The following is an 18661-nucleotide window of genomic DNA, read 5'->3' on the forward strand; positions in this document are numbered from 1 at the left end:
ACCAGCGGCTCGGAATTGTCCTGATCGGACGGTCGGTCGGTCAGAGGGCCGGTACGTCGGGTTCGGCCCGCTGTGTCGTCACCTCGGCGGCCGGCCGTCGCGACGTCATCCGGGTCGGGTGGCCGTACCCGATCCGCAGCAGCGCGTGCACCTGGCCCAGCCCGCGGAACAGCTCCAGGAACTGTCCCCGGGTGCCGTGGACCTCCAGTGGCTGCGAGAGGAACGAGGTGGCCAGGCCCTCCGCCGTGGCGGTCAGCAGGACGCGCTGCATCGCCATGCCGGCCCGGACGTCGGCGGCCGCGCCCTGATCGCGCGTCAGCACGACCGCCAGCAGCGGATCCTGCTCGAACGCCCGCGAGGGAACGGCCGGGTTCGTGTGCGAGGCGCGGTGGCACACGACACCGGGGATCTCGTGCGGCGGCCCGAAAGCGGCCGTCGGCACCCCGTCCGGGCTCTCCGCCGCCCGCCCGGTCCAGAACTCCGACTCCGCCCGGAACGCCGGATCCTCGGACTGCAGCGACTCCGCTCGCCGGACGAGCGCGGCGACCTTCGGGTAGCGCCCCGAGGCGTCCAGGAACTCGAGCTGCCCGCCTTCGCTCAGCGCCGCCGACTTCAGCCGGGCGCGGGCGACCGTCGGCACGGCGCGGTCGGCGAACGGGCGGCGGTTCGTGTGCCTGCGGTGCACCGCCTCGGCGAGCCTGCGGTCCTGTTCCGTCGAACGCCGGGTGCCGTCGAGACCGATCACGGCGAGCAGGTCCGGCGACGCGGGGTCCGGCAGGATCCGCACCCGCGCGCCGAGCCCGTTGAGCCGCAGGGTGATCACGAGGTTCAACACGGCGGCGCCACAGGACAACCTCGCCTCGCGCGCCGCGGGATCCGCGACCGTGAGGACCCGCTCGCGGTCGAGCCACACCTCGACCGCGGCCCCGTCCACCACGAACCGCCACGGCTGGGTGTTGTGCGGAGACGGCGCTCGCACCGCCGCCGCGAGGGCCTGGTCGAACGCGGTGGGGAGCTGGTCGTTCATCGTGGTCTCCGGGGGACGACACCTTGGGTCACCGTCGAGCCTGGTCCGCGCGGCCGGCCCGGTGTACGGGCGGCGGTCACGAGGTCGAGGGACCTAAGACCCCCGGTGCCACCGGCTCAAGGCAGGGGCACCGTCCACTCGACCCGCGTGCCGCCGCCCGGGCGCGACTCGATGGTGAAGGTCCCGCCCGCCGATTCGGCCCGGTCGCGCAGGTTGCCCAGCCCGCTCGGCGAGACCTCGGCGGGCAGCCCCGCGCCGTCGTCCGCGACCGACACCCGGAGCACTTCGTCCTTGACCGACACCGCAATGGTCACCGACGTGGCGTCGGCGTGCCGGACGGCGTTGCTGACGGCCTCGCGGACCACGGCCTCCACGTGTTCGCCCAGCTGCGCGGGCACCGCGTCGACGGTTCCGGATATGCTCACCGTGGGATGCACGGGCGCGTCGTCGGTGAGCTCGGCAATCGCGTCGTAGAGCCGGTGCCGCAGAGTCAGCCCGGTCGCCCCCGCCGCGCCACCGTGCAGGTCGAAGATCGCGGTGCGGATCTCGTGGACGATCTCGTGCATCTGGTCGACGCTGTCCTGAAGCCGCCGCTTCAGCTCCGGTTCCTTCAGCCGGCGGCGCGTGCCCTGCATCGCCAGCCCGACCGCGAAGAGCCGCTGGATCACGTGGTCGTGCAGGTCGCGGGCGATCCGGTCGCGGTCGGACAGCACGTCCAGCTCGCGGGCGGCGCGTTGCTGGGCCGCCAGTTGCAGGGCGAGCGCGGCCTGGTCGGCGAACGACGCGAGGACCGGCAGCTGCGTCGCCTCGAACGCGGCGGCGCCCGGCTCGCGGACCGCGATCAGGACCCCCGACGTGCGGTCTCCCGTGCGCAGGGGCACCACGAGCGTCGGGCCGAACCGCCTGCCCCCGCCGAGATCCAGGGCCGGGATGCTGCGCGGGGTCCGGTCCCGGTAGACCGCTCCCGGAACGGTCGAGGCGGTGTCGATCCGCAGGCCGGTGAGCTCGACCGCGCTCACGCTCGCGCATACGGTGATCGTCAGGTCGGTGGCCTCGTCGTCCCAGTCCTCGTCGACGTCCAGCCGACCGGAGTTGGGCAGCGCGAGCATCGTCACGTCCGAGCCGGTCAGCTCCAGGGCCCGTTCGGCGATCAGGTTCAGCGCGTCGGCCGGGTCAGTGCCGCCGAGCAGCTCGGTCGTGACCTCACTCGTCGCACCGAGCCACCGCTGCCGTAGCTGCGCCTGCTCGTACAGGTGCGAGTTCTCGATCGCGATCCCCGCGGCGGCGGCGAGCGCTTGCACCATCACCTCGTCGTCGTCGGTGAAAGCGCCACCACCCTGCTTCTCGGTGAGGTAGAGGTTGCCGAAGACTTCTTCGCGCACCCGGACGGGAACGCCGAGGAAGGAGTGCATGGGCGGGTGGTGGTTCGGAAACCCGACGGACGCGGGATGCTCCGAGATCTTTTCCAGCCGCAGTGGCTTCGCCTCGTCGATGACCAGGCCCAGCAGCCCGTGGCCCTCGGGCAGGTGACCGATGCGCTCCCGCGTCGCCGAATCGATGCCGAGGTACACGAACTCCGCGAGCGAACCGTCGGCGGCGAGCACCCCGAGCGCCCCGTACCGCGCCTCGCCGAGGTCGATCGCGGCTTGGACGATGCGGCGCAGCGTCGTGTCCAGCTCCAGTCCCGACGCCACCGCGAGCACCGCGTCGAGCAGGCCGTCCATCTTGTCGCGCGTGCCGATCAGCTGCTCGACGCGCTCTTGGAGCTCTCGCAGCGTCTCCCGCAGGCGCAGCTGTCCCAGGGTGCCCGAAAGCCTGCGGGCGCTCTCCCCGGACCCGGTTGCCGGCATCGGTCCGCTCGCCTCCCTCATCCCACGGCGTCGCCCGTGATGACTTTCTCCTCTGTCCGCGGCCGCGGCGGTCGACCAACCTGGCAGGGCAAGGCTCGACTCCGACCAGCACTCGCTTTCCACGGCCAGGAGACCGATGACCCTACAAGTGGCTGCGACCGGGCGGCTCACCTCCGAACAGGTGAGATCGGCTCTGCGCGCCGCGACGCTCGCGCCGTCGACGCACAACACCCAGCCCTGGCTGTTCGCCAGCGGACCGGGCGGAATCGAGGTCCGCGCGGACCCCGACCGGATCCTGCCCGTCGCAGACCCGGACCGGCGCGAGCTCCTGCTGTCCTGCGGCGCGGCGCTGTTCAACCTCCGCGCCGCGATCCACGCCTGCGGCGTGCACCCGGTCGTGTCCCTGTTCCCGCGCCGCCCGGAGCCGGACCTGCTGGCCGTGGTGCGGCCGGTAGGCGCCGCCTCGATCGACGACCGCCTCGCCCGGCTCGCGCGGGAGATCCCCCGCCGCCACACGAACCGATCGCCGTTCAGCGCCCAGGTCGTGCCCCCGTCGGTCGTCGGCCTGCTGCGCCACGCCGCGGAGCTCGAACAGGCCTGGCTGCCCCGCCTCGATCACGGCCAGGTGGCGGAGCTGAAGAAGCTGGTGCGGTCGAGCCACCGGACCCAGATGACCGATCCCGCGTTCCTCGCCGAGTGGCAGCGCTGGACCGCGCGCGAGGGGTCCAGCCGCGACGGCGTGCCGATGTCCGCCGGGGGGATCCTGCCGGCCGACGATGCCTGGGTCCTCCGTGATTTCGGAACCAGGGCCGCCGGCGCGCTCCGCCTGGGTACGGCGCCCGAACCCCTGGTCGTGGTGATCGGCTCGTTCGGCGACGACCCGGTCGACCGGCTGAGGACCGGCCAGGCCATGCAACGCGTGCTGCTGACCGCGACGGCGCTGGGGCTCGACGCGTCCTTCATCTCGCAACCGGTCGAAGTCGCGCACGTCCGCGAACGGCTCCGCGTGCTGCTCGGCGGTGGGGTCTGGCCCCAGATCATCCTGCGCCTGGGCCACGGTTCGCCGGCCTCGCCCACGCCGAGACGGGAGCTGGAGGACGTCGTGGTGGCTCCGACCCTGCTCACCGCCTGACGACCGCGCCGGCTCCCGTCCCTAGCCCGTCGGCACCGTCCAGTGCACGGAGCCGGCCTCGGCACCGTGGCCGACCCCGCAGGTCCCTCCGCGCAGCCGCGCGGCTTCCGCCAGCTCCGCGAGGTCCGCGGCGGCCGATTCTTCGAGCTCGCCCGTGCCGTCGTGCCGGATCACCGCGGTGAGCTGGCCCGGCTCGGACCGGATCTCCACCTGGACCCAGGCCGCGGCCGCGTGGTGCGCGACCAGCCGCAGGCCCCGCTCGAGGAAGGGCACCAGATCGGCGGCCACCAGCGTGTCCAGCTTGCCGGAGAACTGGGTCGAGACGGCGAACCCGAGCACGGGGGTGGCCTCGGAGAGCACCCGCAGGATCTCGTCGCGCTCAGGTGACGGGCCGGCGTCGGCCGGGTCGTCGACCGAGAACACGGTGGCCTGGATCTGGTCGATGACGTCGTCGAGGTCGGCGATCGTCTCGCGGACCCGGCGCGCGACGATCGCCGACCGGGCGAGACCGGCCGTCGTCTGCAACGCCAGGCCGGCGGAGTACAGCCGCCGGACCACCTGGCTGTGGAGATCGGCGGCGATCCGCTCACGTTCGTCGTACAGGGCGTTGCGCTGCTGTTCGGCCCGCGCCTCGGCCAGCTCGATCGCCACGGACGCCTGGTTGGCGAACCCCGCCGCCATCTCCAGATCGTCCACGGTGAACGGCGGGCGGCCCGAGGCGCGCGCCGCGGTGAGCACGCCGTTGACCTGCCCGCTGCCGATGAGGGGCACGACGAGAACGGCGTCCACGTCCATCTCGATCGCCGGCCGGACCGGCAGCCGCTCCCGCTGTTCGAGCCACGAGCCCATCATCGGCTCGCCGGTGAGGAAGACCGAACCGGAGACCGACGAGCCGACGGGCAGCATGAGGCCCTCCAGCTTTTCCGCGCCGGCCCCGACCGCCAGGTCCACGCGCAGGGTGCCCTCGGCGCCGGCCGGCCTGACGACCGTCACCAGTTCGGCGTCGGCGAGCTCCCGGGTGTGACGTGCGATGAGCGCGAGCGGGTTCTCCGACTCCGACGAGAGGAGCTCGCGGGTGATCGCGGCGGACGCCCGCAGCCACTCCTGCTGGACCCTCGCCGTCTGGTACAGGCGCGCGTTGTCGATCGCGCTGCCCGCGGCGGCGGCGAGGGCGAGCGCGAGCTCTTCGTCCTCGGCGCTGAACCGGCCGGTGACGCTGTCGGTGAGGTAGAGGTTGCCGAACACCGCGTCACGCACCCGGATCGGGACGCCCAGGAAGTTCGCCATCGGCGGATGGCCCGCCGGGAAACCGGTGGACCGCGGGTCGTCTTGCAGGCGGGCGAGCCGGATGGGCCGGGGATCCTCGACCAGGGCGCCCAGCAGCCCCTTGCCCTCAGGCAGGTGGCCGAGTTTCGCCACCGTCTCGGCGGCCATGCCCACGTGCACGAACTCGGCGAGCTGTCCGTCCGGGCCGATCACGCCCAGCGCCGCGTAGTGCGCCCCCACCAGCTCGCGAGCCGCCTCGACGATGCGCGTGAGCAGCGCGGGCAAGGCGAGGTCACTCGTGATCATCGTGGTCGCGCGCAGCAGGCCGCGCAGCCGGCCTTGGGTTCCCATGACCTCCTGGGCGCGTTCGACCAACTGCGCGAGCAACTGGTCGAGCTCCAGCCTCGGCAGGTCGGGGAAGGTCAGCCTGCCTGGGTCGGGCTGGTCGTCCTGGGCTCCGCTCACAGCCGTTCCTGTCTTCGCCGCGGTCCTCGCACACCGCGCAGGTCGCCGCTCCGGACACCCAGTCTCCCATCCTCGTGAGCACCGTCAAGCCGGTGAAAACCCGACCGGCAGTCCGGGGCTGCACGGTGTTCACCCACGTTTCCACTGTGGACAAAAGGTCAACCGGCCCAGCGCAAGATCAGGACACCGGCGGAAGAGTTGTCGAGGCGGTACCGCAGCAACCGGGCGACCAGCTCACCCCGCTCACCACCGACCTCGGGCGGGACCGGTGCCGGGACCGCGTCGGCGGACCGGACGCCGGCCACGAAGCGGCGCACGGCAACCGGATCGGGCACGACCTCGTCGCCGAAGTAGGCGAGCACCAGTAAATCCTCACCGGAATGCGTTTCCATGGCGAACGACCAGCCGTACCGCTCATCCCACACCAGGGCTGTGTCCCGCCCCGGTCGCCGGCGCAAGCGCACGTCCAGCGCCACGTACGCCGAGACGGGGTCGTCGAGGTCAACGGTGCACGATTCCACCCCCACGCCCACCGCGGCACTCACCGCGGACAGGTAGCCGGTCAGGCCGCACCGCAGGCCGTGGTCGTCGTCGATGGCGGTCTGCAGTGGAATCACCCTCCAACGTGGTCGGCACCCACCGGCCGCTCGCGGCCGTGGCCTCTCCCGCCGCGACGTTACGACGGCGCGGCGGCGGCCCGATGGCGGCGTTCGGCCCCTGCCGCAAGGACTTTCGTCCCCGGCTCACGCCGGGTGGCCGCCGCGCGACCCGCAGCTCGGCGACGACGAGGAACCACAGTCCATTGAGGACGATCGCTCGAAGTGCTGCGACCCCGGAAACCCTTCCGGCATCACTACGACGCAGCGGCGCGCGGCCACGCGCCGGTTCAGTGTTCCTGGTTGCGCAGCTCCGTGGCCAGGACAGCGGCTTGAGTCCGGCGCGCCAGGCCCAGCTTGGCCAGCAGCCGCGAGACGTAGTTCTTGACGGTCTTCTCGGCCAGGAACATCCGTTCCGCGATCTGCCGGTTGGTCAGGCCTTCGCCGATCAGCTCCAGCAGCTTGCGTTCCTGGTCCGACAGGTCGGACAACGGGCCTTTCTTGGCCTGGCTCTCGCGCAGCCTGGCCATCAAGGCCGCCGCCGCGTGCGCGTCGAGCAGGGACTTGCCCGCACCGACCTCCCGGACGGCCGAAACCAGGTCCATGCCCTTGATGTCCTTGATCACGAACCCGGCGGCGCCGGCCATCACCGCGTCGAGCATCGCCTGCTCGTCGGTGTAGGAGGTGAGCATCAGGCACTTGAGCTCAGGCAGCTTCGACCGCAGCTCGCGTGCCAGCTCGATGCCGTTGCCGTCGGGCATCCGCACGTCCAGCACGGCGACATCGGGCCGGAGCGCGGGGATCCGGGCCAGCGCCTGCGACACGTTGCCGGCCTGCCCGACGACGGTGATCTCCTCGTCCTCGTCCAGCAGGTCGGCCACGCCACGGCGCACGACCTCGTGGTCGTCCACGAGAAAAACGCGGAGCATCGGCGGCCTCCCCGGCCCAGAAGGGATGACGCGGATCAGCCTACGACCGCCCGGCCCCGGGACCGCGATGACCAAAGTCCCGGGTCTCGAGCCGGAGGTCACGTCCGGCCGAGCCGGCGAGACCGAAAACCCGGCCGATCACGGTCAGACGTTCGTCGTCGGCCACCGGGAGCGCGGTGAACCCGGTTCTCCTCCTTGTCCTTCCGCGGCCTCAACCCCGCATCGGCTCCAGTCCCCGCCGCAGGGTCTCCCACGCCGCGGGCAAGGCGGCGAGGCACTGCTGCGCGGCGAGCGCCTCGGTCGTGATCAGCAGTTCGTAGGTCGCCGCCGGATCGCCGGCCTCCGTCGCCGCCGACGCGAGTGCGCGCAGCTGCCCGCAGGCGACCGTCGCGTCCTGGTACTCCCCCAGCAAGTCCTGCACCGCACGGCAGTCCGCCAGCACGCGGTCCGCGACGAAGGGCAGGGAGTCCGCCGCCGCTTCGAGCGCGTACCGGAGCCGCTTCGCGCTTTTGCGCACCGCGTGGACGGCGCTCGGAGCCGAATCGGCGAACGCCGCTTCCAGCCGCGCGTCGGTCTCGGTCACGACCGTCCACACGAGACCCGGCAGGACGGCGCCCGCCGGTTTGAGTGCCGCCTTGCGCTGGTCGGACCGAGCCTGCTCCCGCAGCACAACCCCGAGCACTTCGAACGCGTTGAGCAGCTGGAGGTAGCGGTGCGAATCGAGCGCCTCGGCGCATTCGGCGGCGGATTCCTCGGCCGCCACGCCGAAGTGCCGCTGGACGTCGGCCCGGACCGGCCCCAGGATCGCCTCGTCCGACAGCTCGTCGAGGCGGCGCAGGAACCTGCGCCGCTGCACCTCGGTGTCCCACGCGGGCCCGACGCTCGCGGCGAGCCGGAGCAGCGCTGCGCACAGGCCCCGCACCATCCGCCGGCCACCGAGGACGGGGGCGAACGTCCACAACGCCGCCCTCAGGCGACGCGCCGCCGCTCTCAGGTCGTGCACCCCCTCGGGTTCGCCCAGCCGCACGGCCAGATCGGCGCGGGCGAGCGCCTCGATCTGCGTCTCCAGGTAGCCGAGCACCGCGGCCCGGGCGGTGCCCCCCGGTAACGCGTCCCGGGTCAGGCGTCCGCAGCACGGGCCGGTCACCGGGGTGAGCTCGAGGTCTCGGCTGTAAGCGCGGACGAGCCGGCGCAACTCGTGCGGCACCTGGTCCGACTCGGGCGCCTCCACCCGGCACCCTCTGCCGTCGCCGCGGTCCAGCTGCCAGCTCGTGCCGACCCGGCTGAGCGTCAGGCCGTGCCGCCGCAGCCGCAGGCCGGCGGTGTCGTAGTAGTGGATGCCGTAGTGCAGGAGCGTGTACTCGGGTGCGGGACGCGGGCTCGTCGCCGGTGTCGTCACGGTCATGGCCGGCTCCCCGGGCGGACCACCGCGACGGGGCACGGGGAGTGGACCAGCAGCGCGTGGCTCGTGGAGCCGAGCAGCATGCCGGTGAACCCGCCCCGGCCGCGGGTGCCGACCACCACGAGCTGGGCGCCGGCACCGAGTTCCAGCAGGGTCCGGGCCGGCCGGCCGTGGGCGACGACCACCTCGACCGGCAGTTCGGGGAACTTCTCCCGCCAGGGCGCGAGCTGCTCGTCCACCAGCCGCCGTTCCCCGACGGCCATGTCCTCGGGACGGCAGTCCGCTTTCCGCGGCGAGCTCCCCGACGTGATCTCGTTCCAGGTGCGCACCGCCACGAGCCCGGTACTGCGAGCAGTGGCTTCTTCACACGCGTAGCCGAGCGCGTCGTTGCTGTCCGGCGATCCGTCGAGCCCGACGAGGACCGGTCCGGTGGTGGGCGGCGCGTCGTCCGGCTTTCGCCCGCGCACGACCACGACCGGGCAGGGCGCGCGGCCGGCGAGCGCGGCCGCGGTCGAACCGAGCAGGAGCCCGGTGAACCCCCCGAGCCCGCGGGAGCCCAGCGCCACCACCTCGGCACCGGCGCTCTCCCGCAGGAGCACCCCCACGACACTGCCCTCGACGGCGCTGCGCTCGACCGGCAGCGACGGCCACCGCGCGAGCACCGTCCCCTCGGCCTCGGCGAGCCCCGTCTCGGCCACGGCCCGGAACCCCTCCCGGACGGCGGCGACCGCCATGCCGGACACGCCCGGCCCAGGAACCGTGTACGCCTGCACCAGCTTCAGCACCGCGCCCCGGCGGGCCGCCACCGCCGCGGCCCAGACCGCGGCGTGGCAGGAGGAAGGCGAGCCGTCGACTCCCGCGAGCACCACGCGGTTGTCACCTTCTGCCACTGCGCACACCCCCTCCGTTCCACCGAAGGGGATGCGTCCGTCGCCGCGTCGCGCGACCCTGCTCGTCGCGGACGGTGATCTCCGTTTCGGTGCCGACGACGGCATCCGGCCCGGGAAACACCGCGGCCCCGCGGTCGGCGGGGGGCCGGCGGCCTCCGGGTTGTGCGTGCATCGGTTCTCCTCGTTGTCGACGTCGCCGGTACGTCCCACCGTCGCGCAGCCGCGCCCAGGCGGGTCAGGGGACGAAGTCCCTTTTCCCGGGGACGAAAGCGCAGGTTGGATTCCCGGGCAGGACATTTCGGGAATCAGGTCCGCTGCTCCCCGCCGACCACCATCACGGGGCAGTCCGCGCGGTGGAGCAAGGCGTGGGTCGTGGAACCGAGGACCATGCCCGTGAACCCGCCGCGGCCCCGGCTGCCCACGACCACGAGCGCCGCCTCGGTGCTGCGTTCGAGCAGGCTGTCGCGCGGAAGATCGCGCTCGACAACCGGTTCGACGTCGACGTCCGGGTATCGCTCGCGCCGGCCGGCCAGGCGCTCCGCGAGCAGCCGCCGCTCGACGTCGCCGATGTCGATCAGCGGGCTTCCGCGGATGTGCGCGAACGGCCCGCCGCCCTCGCTGTCGTGCCACGCGTGCACCGCGACCAGCCTCGTGCCCCGGCGCGACGCCTCCTCGAACGCCCACGCCACGGCGGCCTCGCTCATCGGGCTGCCGTCGACGCCGACGACGACCGGACCACCCGCGCGCGTCGCACCGGTCCCGCGCACGATCACCACCGGGCAGCCCGCTCTCGCGATGAGGTCGGCATCCGGGGATCCGGCCAGCAGCCCGGAAAGTGTCCCGGTCGGCGGGCCGAGCACGAGCACGAGCGCGCCGGCCGAGGCCTGCCGCAAGGCGGCTTCGGCGCCGGCCGCACTGGTCTTGGTCATCACCGGCACACCCGGCTCGGCTGCCGCGAGTTCGTCACGCGTCGCCCGCGCCACCTCCTGCGCGAGCACGGCCTTGGTTTCGAGCCACGCCGACGCCATGGCGCTCGAAGCCGGGTCCTCCACCGCGCTCGCCGTGAGCACGGTCAGCGAGGTGTGCCACCGCGCCGCTTCGCGCACCGCCCACCGTGCGGCCGACGCCGCCTGCGCGCTCCCGTCCACACCCACGACGACCGGCCCGGCCATCCCTTTCACGACTCGCTCCAGAATGCCCCGACCAGGACTTCGCCCACCCCGCGACGCAGGCTCGCGGGCGCGTTCCCGGCCGGCCGGCCGAGCCGCATCAACGCTTGCGGAAACCCCGCGAGACCCCGGTCCTCGCACAGTGCCGAGCGCACTTCCGGCACGTGCAGTGGCTGCGTCAGCACCGCGGCCGACAGCCCCAGCGTGACCGCTTCGAGCCAGCCGCGTTCGAGCGCGTAGCCCGCGCGGACGTGGTCGGCGCGGCTGTCGTCGGCGGTCAGGAACAGCAGGAACGTCTCGGCCGCCAGCCGCGACCGCAGCACCCGCGGCTCGGGCACCTCGGTGGCGCGCCGGACCAGCCCGGCCCACGGCAGCTGACCCGGCGGCGCCACGGTGCGCCCCAGCCCCACGCCGTGGCGGTGCCCGACCTCGTCGCGGATCGTCCAGAGGGCGAGCTCGCGCTGGTAGGCACCGTCGTCCCCGATCGCGCGGGCGGCGTGGCCGAACAGCTCCGCGAGCTCGCCGGCATCGGTCAACGGCACAGCTTCGGCTCCGGTCGTCACCGCGGCCCGCGCCACCCGCTCGACCTGCCGCCGGGCGACCGGTAGCCCGCCGAAGCGGCCGCGATGGCTGCGCCGCGCCGCGATCGCCGCGAACCGCGCCAGGTCCTCCGCCGACGGCCCGCACCGCGTTGCCGCATCGACGCGCGCCACCACGTCCGGGCGGGCCGGATCGGGCAGGATCTCCACGTCGGCCCGCCGACCGAGCACCCGCACCGCCAGCTCGAGGTTCGCCAGTGCCGTCCCGCACGACATGGCGAGATCACGCCGCCCGGGATCGTGCTGCGGCAAGGCCACATCGGTCCGCTCCCGCAGCAGCACCGCACCGTCCTTCGGCTCCACGGCCCACGGCTGGGTGTTGTGCACCGACGGGGCCCTCAGCACCGCGCGTGCCAGAACCTCCACCTCGGCGCTCGTCCACGCACCGGCCCCAGGTGCCGGGGCGGGAACAGCTTCGTGGGACACGGCATCTCCTGGTGGCCTCGTCGGATCGGACCGGCTCAGCCAACCCCGAACGGCCGAGACCACGCGCCGGCCACAAGACACCGCCGCGAAGGACCAACGTCACCGGGTCCGGGTCGGTGTCCACAACGGACCCGGACCTGCCACTGCTTGCCTTTCCCGCCGTGGCAACGGATCTCGGCCCGCAGGCCCGGCACACAGTGCCGTGGCGACCTGGCTTCCCGCAGCCGCCGCGAGGAGGGCGGTCGCACCTGTCTCATTTCAGGTGCCGGGCGAAGAACCGGTTCCCGTCGTCCCCTTCGAACTGCGGGACGCCGGTGTGCCCGCCCATGTTGGCGTGCAGCGTCTTCTCCTTCGAGCCGAAGGCGTCGAACAGGTCCAGGGCCAGCTGCCGGTCGTTTCCCTCGTCGTCCCACTGCAGCAGGACGTGCAGCGGGATGGTGACCTGCCGGGCCTCCTCGAACATGCCGCGGGGCACGAAACTCCCGGCGAACAGCAGGGCGGCCGCAATGCGCGGTTCGACCACCGCCAGCCGGACGCCGAGGGCGATCACCCCTCCCGCGAGCCCGACCGGCCCGCTTATCTCGGGCAGCGCAAGAAGGGCGTCCAGGGCGGCCTGCCATTCCGGGACCGCCTTCTCGACCAGCGGCGGGATGAGCCGCTCGACGATCTCCTCGACCGGCTCGCCGGACTGCAACGCCCGGCGCAGGTCGGCGCGGGCCTGCTCGGCGGCGGCGGAGCGAGGCCGGTCACCGCTTCCGGGGAGCTCGATCGTGACCGCGGCGTAGCCTTCCGCCGCGGAGTGCCGGGCCCGGGCCGCCAGCCGGGGGTACATCTTGCGCAGTCCGCCGGGGTGACCGAGCAGGATCAGCGGGGCCGGCTCGGATGCCGGTCCGGGGGTCCACAGGATGCCGGGGATCTCGCCGAGGGTGAACTCGCGCTCGAGGACGCCGTCGTCGAGGCGCTGTTCGGCGGTGAATCGCATGGTCGTGCCTTTCGGGAGTGCTCGTGAACGGCGCTCCCGGGCGACCTACCGCCCGACCGTGACCCCTGAGGAGAGCACCCATGTCGTTGCGTTCACGGGTACCACCTCCTCGGTCTCTCGCACGGCCTCCGGCAAACTAGCAGCGGTCGCCTCGGTCCGCCACCGCGTTTTCGCGGGCCTCGCTCAGAGTTTTCCCTCCGCGGGCCTGGTGGCCCGTTCGACGAGCTCCAGGACGTGTTCGTAGCGTTGCCCGGTCGCCCTGGTCATGCCGAGTTCGCACGTGCGGTTGCAGGAGACGTGGGCGTCGAAGGGACCGGCGGCGGAGAGCTCCCGGGCCTGGCGCGCGGTGGCCGACGCCGTCAGCTCGGGGTGCAGCAGACCGCGGTCGCCGGCGAAGCCGCAGCACCCCCACTCGTCGGGCACGGTCACGCTGCCGGCCACGGCCGCGGTGACCTCGCGCAGCGCGCCTGAGAGCCCCATCCGCGTGGCCGAGCACGTCGGATGCAGGGCCACGGCAGCTACCGGGGCGCTGATCGTGAGGCGGCCGAGCACCTCGTCGCGCACGAACTCGACGGCGTCGAGAACCCGGATCTCCCGGAACCGCTCCGGCCCGTGCTCGATCATGTGCCGCAGGCCCTCGGTGCACGAGGACGCGTCGCCGATCACCGGGATCCGGCCGCTCCCCGTGGCGGCCCACAACGCGGGGAGCACGCGCCGCGACATCTCGTCGTATCCCCGGTCCATGCCCTTGGACTTCCACGGGGTGCCGCAGCACAACGAAGCCGGCCCGTCCGGGGTCGTGAGGCGGATCCCGGCGCGCTCGCACAGGGTCCGCAGCGCCGCCGCGGCTCCGGGCTCCGCGCCGCCGAACATGGTGCCCGTGCACGAGGCGAACAGCACCGCGTCGGCGTTCCCGGTCACGGACTCGGTGCGGCGCCGGCCGCCACTCGGGAGCTCGGGCGACCACAGCGGGACCGAGTCGGTGCCCCCGGCCTTGCGGGCCAGCTCGTTCGCGCCGAGAACCAGGCGCTCCGGCAGCCTGGCGGCGGTGGTGAGCGCGGTCGCGGCCGCCCGCGTCGCGCCGTCCCAATGCCGCGCGGCGCCGGCCCAGATCGCCGACGTGGCCCGTCCGGCCTCTTCGGCCCGGAGCCGTTTCATCAGGTCCCCGGTGTTGATCGTCACCGGGCAGGCGGTCTGGCACATCCCGTCGGCGGCGCAGGTCTGCACGGCGTCGTACTCGTACTCGGCCCGCAGCTGCGCGAGCGCGGCCGTGTCCCCGGCTTCGCGGGCGCGCTCGATTTCCCGGCGCAGCACGATGCGCTGGCGCGGCGTGGTGGTCAGGTCGCGGCTCGGGCAGACGGGTTCGCAGAAGCCGCATTCCACGCAGCGGTCGACTTCTTCCTCGACCTGCGGCGAAGCCTTGAGGTTACGCAGGTGCCCGGCCGGGTCCTCGGCGATGAGCACACCCGGGTTGAGCAGGCCCCGGGGGTCGCACAGGCGCTTGATCTCGCGCATGACCTCGTAGAGCTCGTCGCCGTACTGGCGGCGCACGAACGGGGCCATCATCCGGCCGGTGCCGTGCTCGGCCTTCAGCGAGCCGCCGTGGCCCAGCACGAGGTCGACCATGTCGTCGGTGAAGGCCGCGAACCGATCGAGCGGCCGGCCGTCGCCGAGCCGCTCGGTGAGCATGAAGTGGATGTTGCCGTCCTTGGCGTGGCCGAAGATCACGCTGTCGCGGTAGCCGTGGCGGTCGAACAGGCCCGTGAGCGACTCGCACGTCGGCAGCAGTTCGGGCACCGGCACGACGATGTCCTCCAGCAGCGCCGTGGTGCCGGCCGGCCGGGCCCCGGCGATCATGGCGTACAGGCCCTTGCGGACGTGCCAGTGGCCGGCCCTGGTCGCCGGGTCCGCGGACAGCACCACCGGCGCGGTGGTCGGCAGCGCCGACAGGACCGCACCGGCTTCGGCGGCCAGCTCGTCCACCTCGTCGGCGGTGCCGGCCTGGTACTCGACGAGCAACGCCGCATGCCGGTCGACCGCGAGGTCGCGCAGCACCGCGGTCGCCTGGGCGTCGCGCTGGCCCACGCGGATCGAGGTCGCGTCGAGAAGCTCGATCGTCGCCGGCCCGGTGGCGACCAGCGCCGGCAACGCTCCGGTGGCCCCGGCGAGGTCGTCGAAGACGAGCAGGCCGGTGCGCGCGTGCCCGTGCAACGGCACCGTGCGCAGCACCACCGAGGCGATGAACGCCAGCGTCCCCTCGCTGCCGACCGCCAAGTGGGCCAGGATGTCCGCCGGCTCGGTGTGGTCGAGCAGCGAATTGAGGCCGTAACCCATGGTGTTCTTCTTCGAGAACTGCTGCTCGACCCGCTTGCGCAGCGTCGCGTCACCTCGCACCCGGTCCCGCAGCCGGCACAGGCCGGCGTGCAGCTCGGGCTCGGCGGCGCGCAGGCGGCGGTCCACATCGGCTTCGCCGGTGTCGACGACCGTGCCGGACGGCAGGACGAGCACGATCGACTCGAGCGTCGCGTAGCTGTTGGCCCAGGTGCCGCACGCCATGCCGCTGGAGTTGTTCGCGACCACGCCCCCGACGGTGCACGCGACCTCGCTCGCCGGGTCGGGCCCGAGCTTGCGGCCCGACCGCGCGAGGCGCGCGTTCACCTGCCGGATCGTGGCCCCGGGCCCGACTCGCACGCGAGCCCCGTCGTCGAGCACCTCGATGTCGCGAAAGTGGCGCCGGGTGTCGACGAGCACGCCGTCCGTGCCGCCCTGCCCGGACAGGCTCGTCCCCCCGGACCGGAACCCCAGCGGCACCCCGGCCGACCCCGCGGCGGCGAACAACCTCCCGACCTCGGCCGCGCTGCTCGCACTCACCACCGCCCGCGGCGTCAACATGAAGTGCGACGCGTCGTGCGCGTGGGCCAGCCGGTCGGTCAGCCGCTGCCCCACCCTCCCCGGGTCCCCGGTCGCGGCGGCCAGCAGGTCGAGCAGGTCGGCTTCGCCGCCGGTGGTGGCGGCGTGCTCGGTGACGGTCATCGGCTGATCCTCGTCGATCGTGGGGCGTTGTCGCGCGTTCAGCGTGCCCGAGATCGCTCGGCCCGCTGCTCCAGGTTCACGGCCGGCGCCGGCCGGGGCAAGGGTCAGCGGCGGAGATGTCCAGCACCACCTGGGCTTCCGTGCCGACGCAACGTGCCGATCCGGGACCCGTAAGTACCCAGGACAAGCGATGAGCACCGAGTCGAGGTGCCGGCCCATTGATCGTTCTCGTCTCAGGGCACCGCCGCGCTGCTGACGACCTGCACGCACGTCGTCGCCGGTCGGTTGGTGCCGAGTGATGAGCAGCGGTTGCTCGGCGCACTGCTCACGGACGAATGGGCCGGTATACGGAACCGGCCCAGCCGGGCACCGACGCGATGGGTTCGGTGCCCGGCCCGGCAAACGCGGTCCGCGCACTCAGGTCGACTCAGCGGCGGAGAGAATTTCCCGCGCGACCGCGTCCGGTGCCGTTTCCGGGACCCAGTGCGTGATCCCCTCGAGTTCGACGAACCGGTAGGGCCCGGCGACGTGCCGGCGGCAGCGTTCGGCGCCGGCGCGGCCCAGGGCCGTGTCGGCGGTGCTCCACAGGTACGTGGTCGGGACCGTCGACGGGCCCAGCGCCCGGAAGCTGCCCATCGCCCGGTACCAGTTGAGGGCGGGGGTGGCGGCGCCGCCGGACATGAGTGCCTGGTGCGGGGCGAACTGTTCGTCGGACAGCGGTGGCACCATGAGCGCGCGCAGCCTGCCGCCGGCCGCGATCACCTGGTCGATCTCGCCCTCACGCCTGAATTCGGCGAGGTAGCGCGAGCTGTGCTGCTGATCGGGATCGTTTTCCCGGGCCCACTCCCACGCGGCCGGGTGCGGCATCGACACGGCCACGAGTGATCGGGTGCGCTCGGGGTGCTGCACGGCGAGGTGCCAAGCCAGGACCCCGCCCCAGTCGTGTCCTGCGATGTGCGCTTGCGCCACACCGAGGGAATCGAGGATACCGAGCGCGTCGGCCACCAAGGCCGGGACCCCGTAGTCGGACACCGACAGCGGACGCGCGCCCGCCGAGTAACCACGCTGGTTCGGTGCGATCGTGCGGTATCCCTGCGAGTTGAGCCGCTGGGCGACCCCGTCCCAGCAGCGGTAGCTCTGGGGGAAGCCGTGCAGCAGCAAAACGGCCGGGGCTTCTTCGGGTCCGGTGTCGGAGACGTCGAACGAGAGCGCGCCGAGGGTGACTTTTCTGAGTGCCATAGCCGAATTCCGTCCTTCCGCAGGCGTTCAGCGCGCCGGGTCAGCGGGCGAGAACCGCGGTGAGCGCCTCGTCGAGCTCGTGTTCCGGATCGCCGGCGGCCGTCTTGCTGCGCCACGCGATGACCCCGTCGGGCCGGACGAGCACCGCGCCGCCGGGGTTGATCCCGTACCGCGAGTGCCACGCGTCCTCGGTGTCGACCAGCTCGGCGCCGATCGTGTGCGAGGCGATGTCGAGGCCGAGGCTTTCCGACACCTTGTCCGCGGCGCCGAGCCAGCTGGTGCCCTCCGGATCCGTGAGCAGCGCGAACCCCGGTCCGAACAGTTCCTGCGTGGACAGCTCGGTCCGGTCCCGCCGCAGCCGGACGTGGGGCGCGCGGGTGCCCGGGAACCCGGACGGGTTCATCGGATCTTCCTGCAGGCTGAGATCGTCCTCCGGTTCCGTGCGGACGGTGCTCGAGTGGTACCGGAAGCCGAGCATCTCCTTCGCCGTGGGAATCGGTTGCGACGGGTCGCTCGTCGCGAGCACCCGACCCTCGGCGATCTTCAGCAGCTCGACCTCGCGTTCGAGGGTGATGTTGACGATCGGCCGGCGTTCGACCTCCCAGGCGTCCAGCAGCCCAGGCCCGGCCTGGCCGCCGGTCACCAGGGCCAGCCGCCACGCGAGCTCGTACCCGTCCTGCAGCGCGAGACTCCCGCCCTGGCCTCCGACCGGCGGACACGAGTGCGCGGCATCGCCCGCGAGGATGACCCGGCCGACCTTGAACTGCCGGGCGAGGTGGTGGTTGAGCGCGAAGGAACGCCGGTTGACGATCCGGCAGTCCAGATCGGGAACGCCCACCGCCCGGCGCACCCGCTCGACGCACCGGTCTTCCGTGAAGTCGGCGTCGCTCTCACCCTTTTCCGGGAAGTAGTCGACCCACAGCGTCAGAACGTTGCCGTCGAAGATGATGCTCATGCCCTGACCGCGCACCGTCACGACGAACGGCTGCTTGTCCTTTGTGTACTGCGGCAGATCGGCTTCGAAGGTGACCACGTAGATGTGGCCGACTTGCCCGCCCCCGTCGAGGGGGACACCGAGCTGCTCGCGGATCGGGCTGGCGTGACCGTCCGCGGCGACGAGATATTCGGCGTGCACAGTGCCTTCCTGCGCTGAAGCCACGTCGCGAAGGGTGGCGGTGACGCCGTCCTCGTCCTGCGTCCACGAGACCAACTCGGTTCCGTACCGCAGATCGGCACCGAGCCGCTCCGCCTGCTCTCGCAGCGTTTTTTCGATGGTGGACTGCGGAAGCACTTGGGGCGACGTCGACGTCACGCGGCGCCGCAGGGCGAGGATCTGCTCGGTGTCCGACTCCACCACCTCCGACGCGACGAGGCTCGCCCCGGCCCTGTGCTGGACCAGCTTGCCGGTGATCTCCGCGGCAGTGAGCGAAGCGTCGACCCCCGGGACGTTCCTCAGCAGCTCCGTCGTCCGCATGTTGAGACCCCACGCTTTCGGCAGCGTGGCGGTCGTGGGCCGGCGCTCGACCAGCAGCGATCGCACGCCGCGCCACGCCAGTCCCAGCGCGGTGCTGAGTCCGGTGTACGCGCCGCCGACGATGAGAACCGGGACCTTGTCGCCCGACACAGTGTTCATTTCGGTCATCTCCAACCCCTCAG

Annotated in this window: 14 protein-coding genes; 1 reads left to right on the forward strand and 13 read right to left on the reverse strand. The window is 72.8% G+C overall.

Annotated elements, in window-relative coordinates:
* Positions 1 to 40: 40 nt before the first annotated feature.
* Positions 41 to 1027, reverse strand: a complete 987-nt coding sequence (locus AB0H62_RS15565) for a hypothetical protein (RefSeq protein ID WP_360586561.1) — start codon at positions 1025 to 1027, stop codon at positions 41 to 43.
* A gap of 116 nt (positions 1028 to 1143) precedes the next feature.
* The gene (locus AB0H62_RS15570; protein ID WP_360586563.1) at positions 1144 to 2877 is read right to left on the reverse strand and encodes a GAF domain-containing protein; all 1734 of its coding nucleotides are present in this window, start codon (positions 2875 to 2877) and stop codon (positions 1144 to 1146) included.
* Positions 2878 to 3013: 136 nt separating this feature from the next.
* On the opposite strand from AB0H62_RS15570, the gene AB0H62_RS15575 reads away from it, so the two are divergent.
* The gene (locus tag AB0H62_RS15575; RefSeq protein ID WP_360586565.1) at positions 3014 to 4009 is read left to right on the forward strand and encodes a nitroreductase family protein; all 996 of its coding nucleotides are present in this window, start codon (positions 3014 to 3016) and stop codon (positions 4007 to 4009) included.
* A gap of 21 nt (positions 4010 to 4030) precedes the next feature.
* Here the strand turns inward: AB0H62_RS15575 and AB0H62_RS15580 are convergent, their stop codons facing one another.
* From AB0H62_RS15580 to AB0H62_RS15630, 11 genes are all read right to left on the reverse strand, one after another.
* Positions 4031 to 5740: a GAF domain-containing protein gene (locus AB0H62_RS15580; protein ID WP_360586567.1), complete on the reverse strand. Its 1710-nt coding sequence runs from the start codon at positions 5738 to 5740 to the stop codon at positions 4031 to 4033.
* A 158-nt stretch (positions 5741 to 5898) separates the two neighbouring features.
* Entirely contained in the window at positions 5899 to 6357 is a 459-nt protein-coding gene (locus tag AB0H62_RS15585; RefSeq protein WP_220242385.1) for a DUF6292 family protein, read from the reverse strand.
* Positions 6358 to 6626: 269 nt separating this feature from the next.
* Positions 6627 to 7265, reverse strand: a complete 639-nt coding sequence (locus AB0H62_RS15590) for a response regulator transcription factor (RefSeq protein ID WP_360586569.1) — start codon at positions 7263 to 7265, stop codon at positions 6627 to 6629.
* Between the two features lie 211 nt (positions 7266 to 7476).
* On the reverse strand, positions 7477 to 8670 hold the full coding sequence (locus AB0H62_RS15595; protein WP_360586571.1) for a CHAD domain-containing protein: 1194 nt from the start codon (positions 8668 to 8670) through the stop codon (positions 7477 to 7479).
* The gene (locus AB0H62_RS15600) at positions 8667 to 9557 is read right to left on the reverse strand and encodes a universal stress protein (RefSeq protein ID WP_360586573.1); all 891 of its coding nucleotides are present in this window, start codon (positions 9555 to 9557) and stop codon (positions 8667 to 8669) included. The genes AB0H62_RS15595 and AB0H62_RS15600 overlap by 4 nt, the downstream gene beginning before the upstream one ends.
* A gap of 305 nt (positions 9558 to 9862) precedes the next feature.
* A complete protein-coding gene (locus AB0H62_RS15605; protein WP_220246920.1) occupies positions 9863 to 10729 on the reverse strand; it encodes a universal stress protein in 867 nt (288 codons plus the stop codon).
* Positions 10730 to 10734: 5 nt separating this feature from the next.
* Positions 10735 to 11751 carry a nitroreductase gene (locus tag AB0H62_RS15610; RefSeq protein ID WP_220242388.1) on the reverse strand — a complete coding sequence of 339 codons (1017 nt, stop codon included), beginning with the start codon at positions 11749 to 11751 and terminating at the stop codon, positions 10735 to 10737.
* Positions 11752 to 12004: 253 nt separating this feature from the next.
* Complete coding sequence (locus tag AB0H62_RS15615; RefSeq protein ID WP_360586575.1) at positions 12005 to 12733, reverse strand: alpha/beta hydrolase; 729 nt, start codon at positions 12731 to 12733, stop codon at positions 12005 to 12007.
* A 183-nt stretch (positions 12734 to 12916) separates the two neighbouring features.
* Positions 12917 to 15766, reverse strand: a complete 2850-nt coding sequence (locus tag AB0H62_RS15620; RefSeq protein WP_360586577.1) for an FAD-binding and (Fe-S)-binding domain-containing protein — start codon at positions 15764 to 15766, stop codon at positions 12917 to 12919.
* Positions 15767 to 16183: 417 nt separating this feature from the next.
* A complete protein-coding gene (locus AB0H62_RS15625; RefSeq protein ID WP_220242391.1) occupies positions 16184 to 17005 on the reverse strand; it encodes an alpha/beta hydrolase in 822 nt (273 codons plus the stop codon).
* A 40-nt stretch (positions 17006 to 17045) separates the two neighbouring features.
* A complete protein-coding gene (locus AB0H62_RS15630) occupies positions 17046 to 18638 on the reverse strand; it encodes an FAD-dependent monooxygenase (RefSeq protein ID WP_360586579.1) in 1593 nt (530 codons plus the stop codon).
* Positions 18639 to 18661: the final 23 nt, after the last annotated feature.

Origin of the sequence: Amycolatopsis sp. NPDC050768 (assembly GCF_040654155.1) — a bacterium.
Classification (GTDB): Bacteria; Actinomycetota; Actinomycetes; order Mycobacteriales; family Pseudonocardiaceae; genus Amycolatopsis.

Coding starts and splice junctions, on each gene's coding strand:
- AB0H62_RS15565 (WP_360586561.1), bottom strand. CDS start 1,027: ATGAACGACCAGCTCCCCACCGCGTTCGACCAGGCCCTCGCGGCGGCG.
- AB0H62_RS15570 (WP_360586563.1), bottom strand. CDS start 2,877: ATGCCGGCAACCGGGTCCGGGGAGAGCGCCCGCAGGCTTTCGGGCACC.
- AB0H62_RS15575 (WP_360586565.1), top strand. CDS start 3,014: ATGACCCTACAAGTGGCTGCGACCGGGCGGCTCACCTCCGAACAGGTG.
- AB0H62_RS15590 (WP_360586569.1), bottom strand. CDS start 7,265: ATGCTCCGCGTTTTTCTCGTGGACGACCACGAGGTCGTGCGCCGTGGC.
- AB0H62_RS15595 (WP_360586571.1), bottom strand. CDS start 8,670: ATGACCGTGACGACACCGGCGACGAGCCCGCGTCCCGCACCCGAGTAC.
- AB0H62_RS15605 (WP_220246920.1), bottom strand. CDS start 10,729: ATGGCCGGGCCGGTCGTCGTGGGTGTGGACGGGAGCGCGCAGGCGGCG.
- AB0H62_RS15615 (WP_360586575.1), bottom strand. CDS start 12,733: ATGCGATTCACCGCCGAACAGCGCCTCGACGACGGCGTCCTCGAGCGC.
- AB0H62_RS15620 (WP_360586577.1), bottom strand. CDS start 15,766: ATGACCGTCACCGAGCACGCCGCCACCACCGGCGGCGAAGCCGACCTG.
- AB0H62_RS15625 (WP_220242391.1), bottom strand. CDS start 17,005: ATGGCACTCAGAAAAGTCACCCTCGGCGCGCTCTCGTTCGACGTCTCC.
- AB0H62_RS15630 (WP_360586579.1), bottom strand. CDS start 18,638: ATGAACACTGTGTCGGGCGACAAGGTCCCGGTTCTCATCGTCGGCGGC.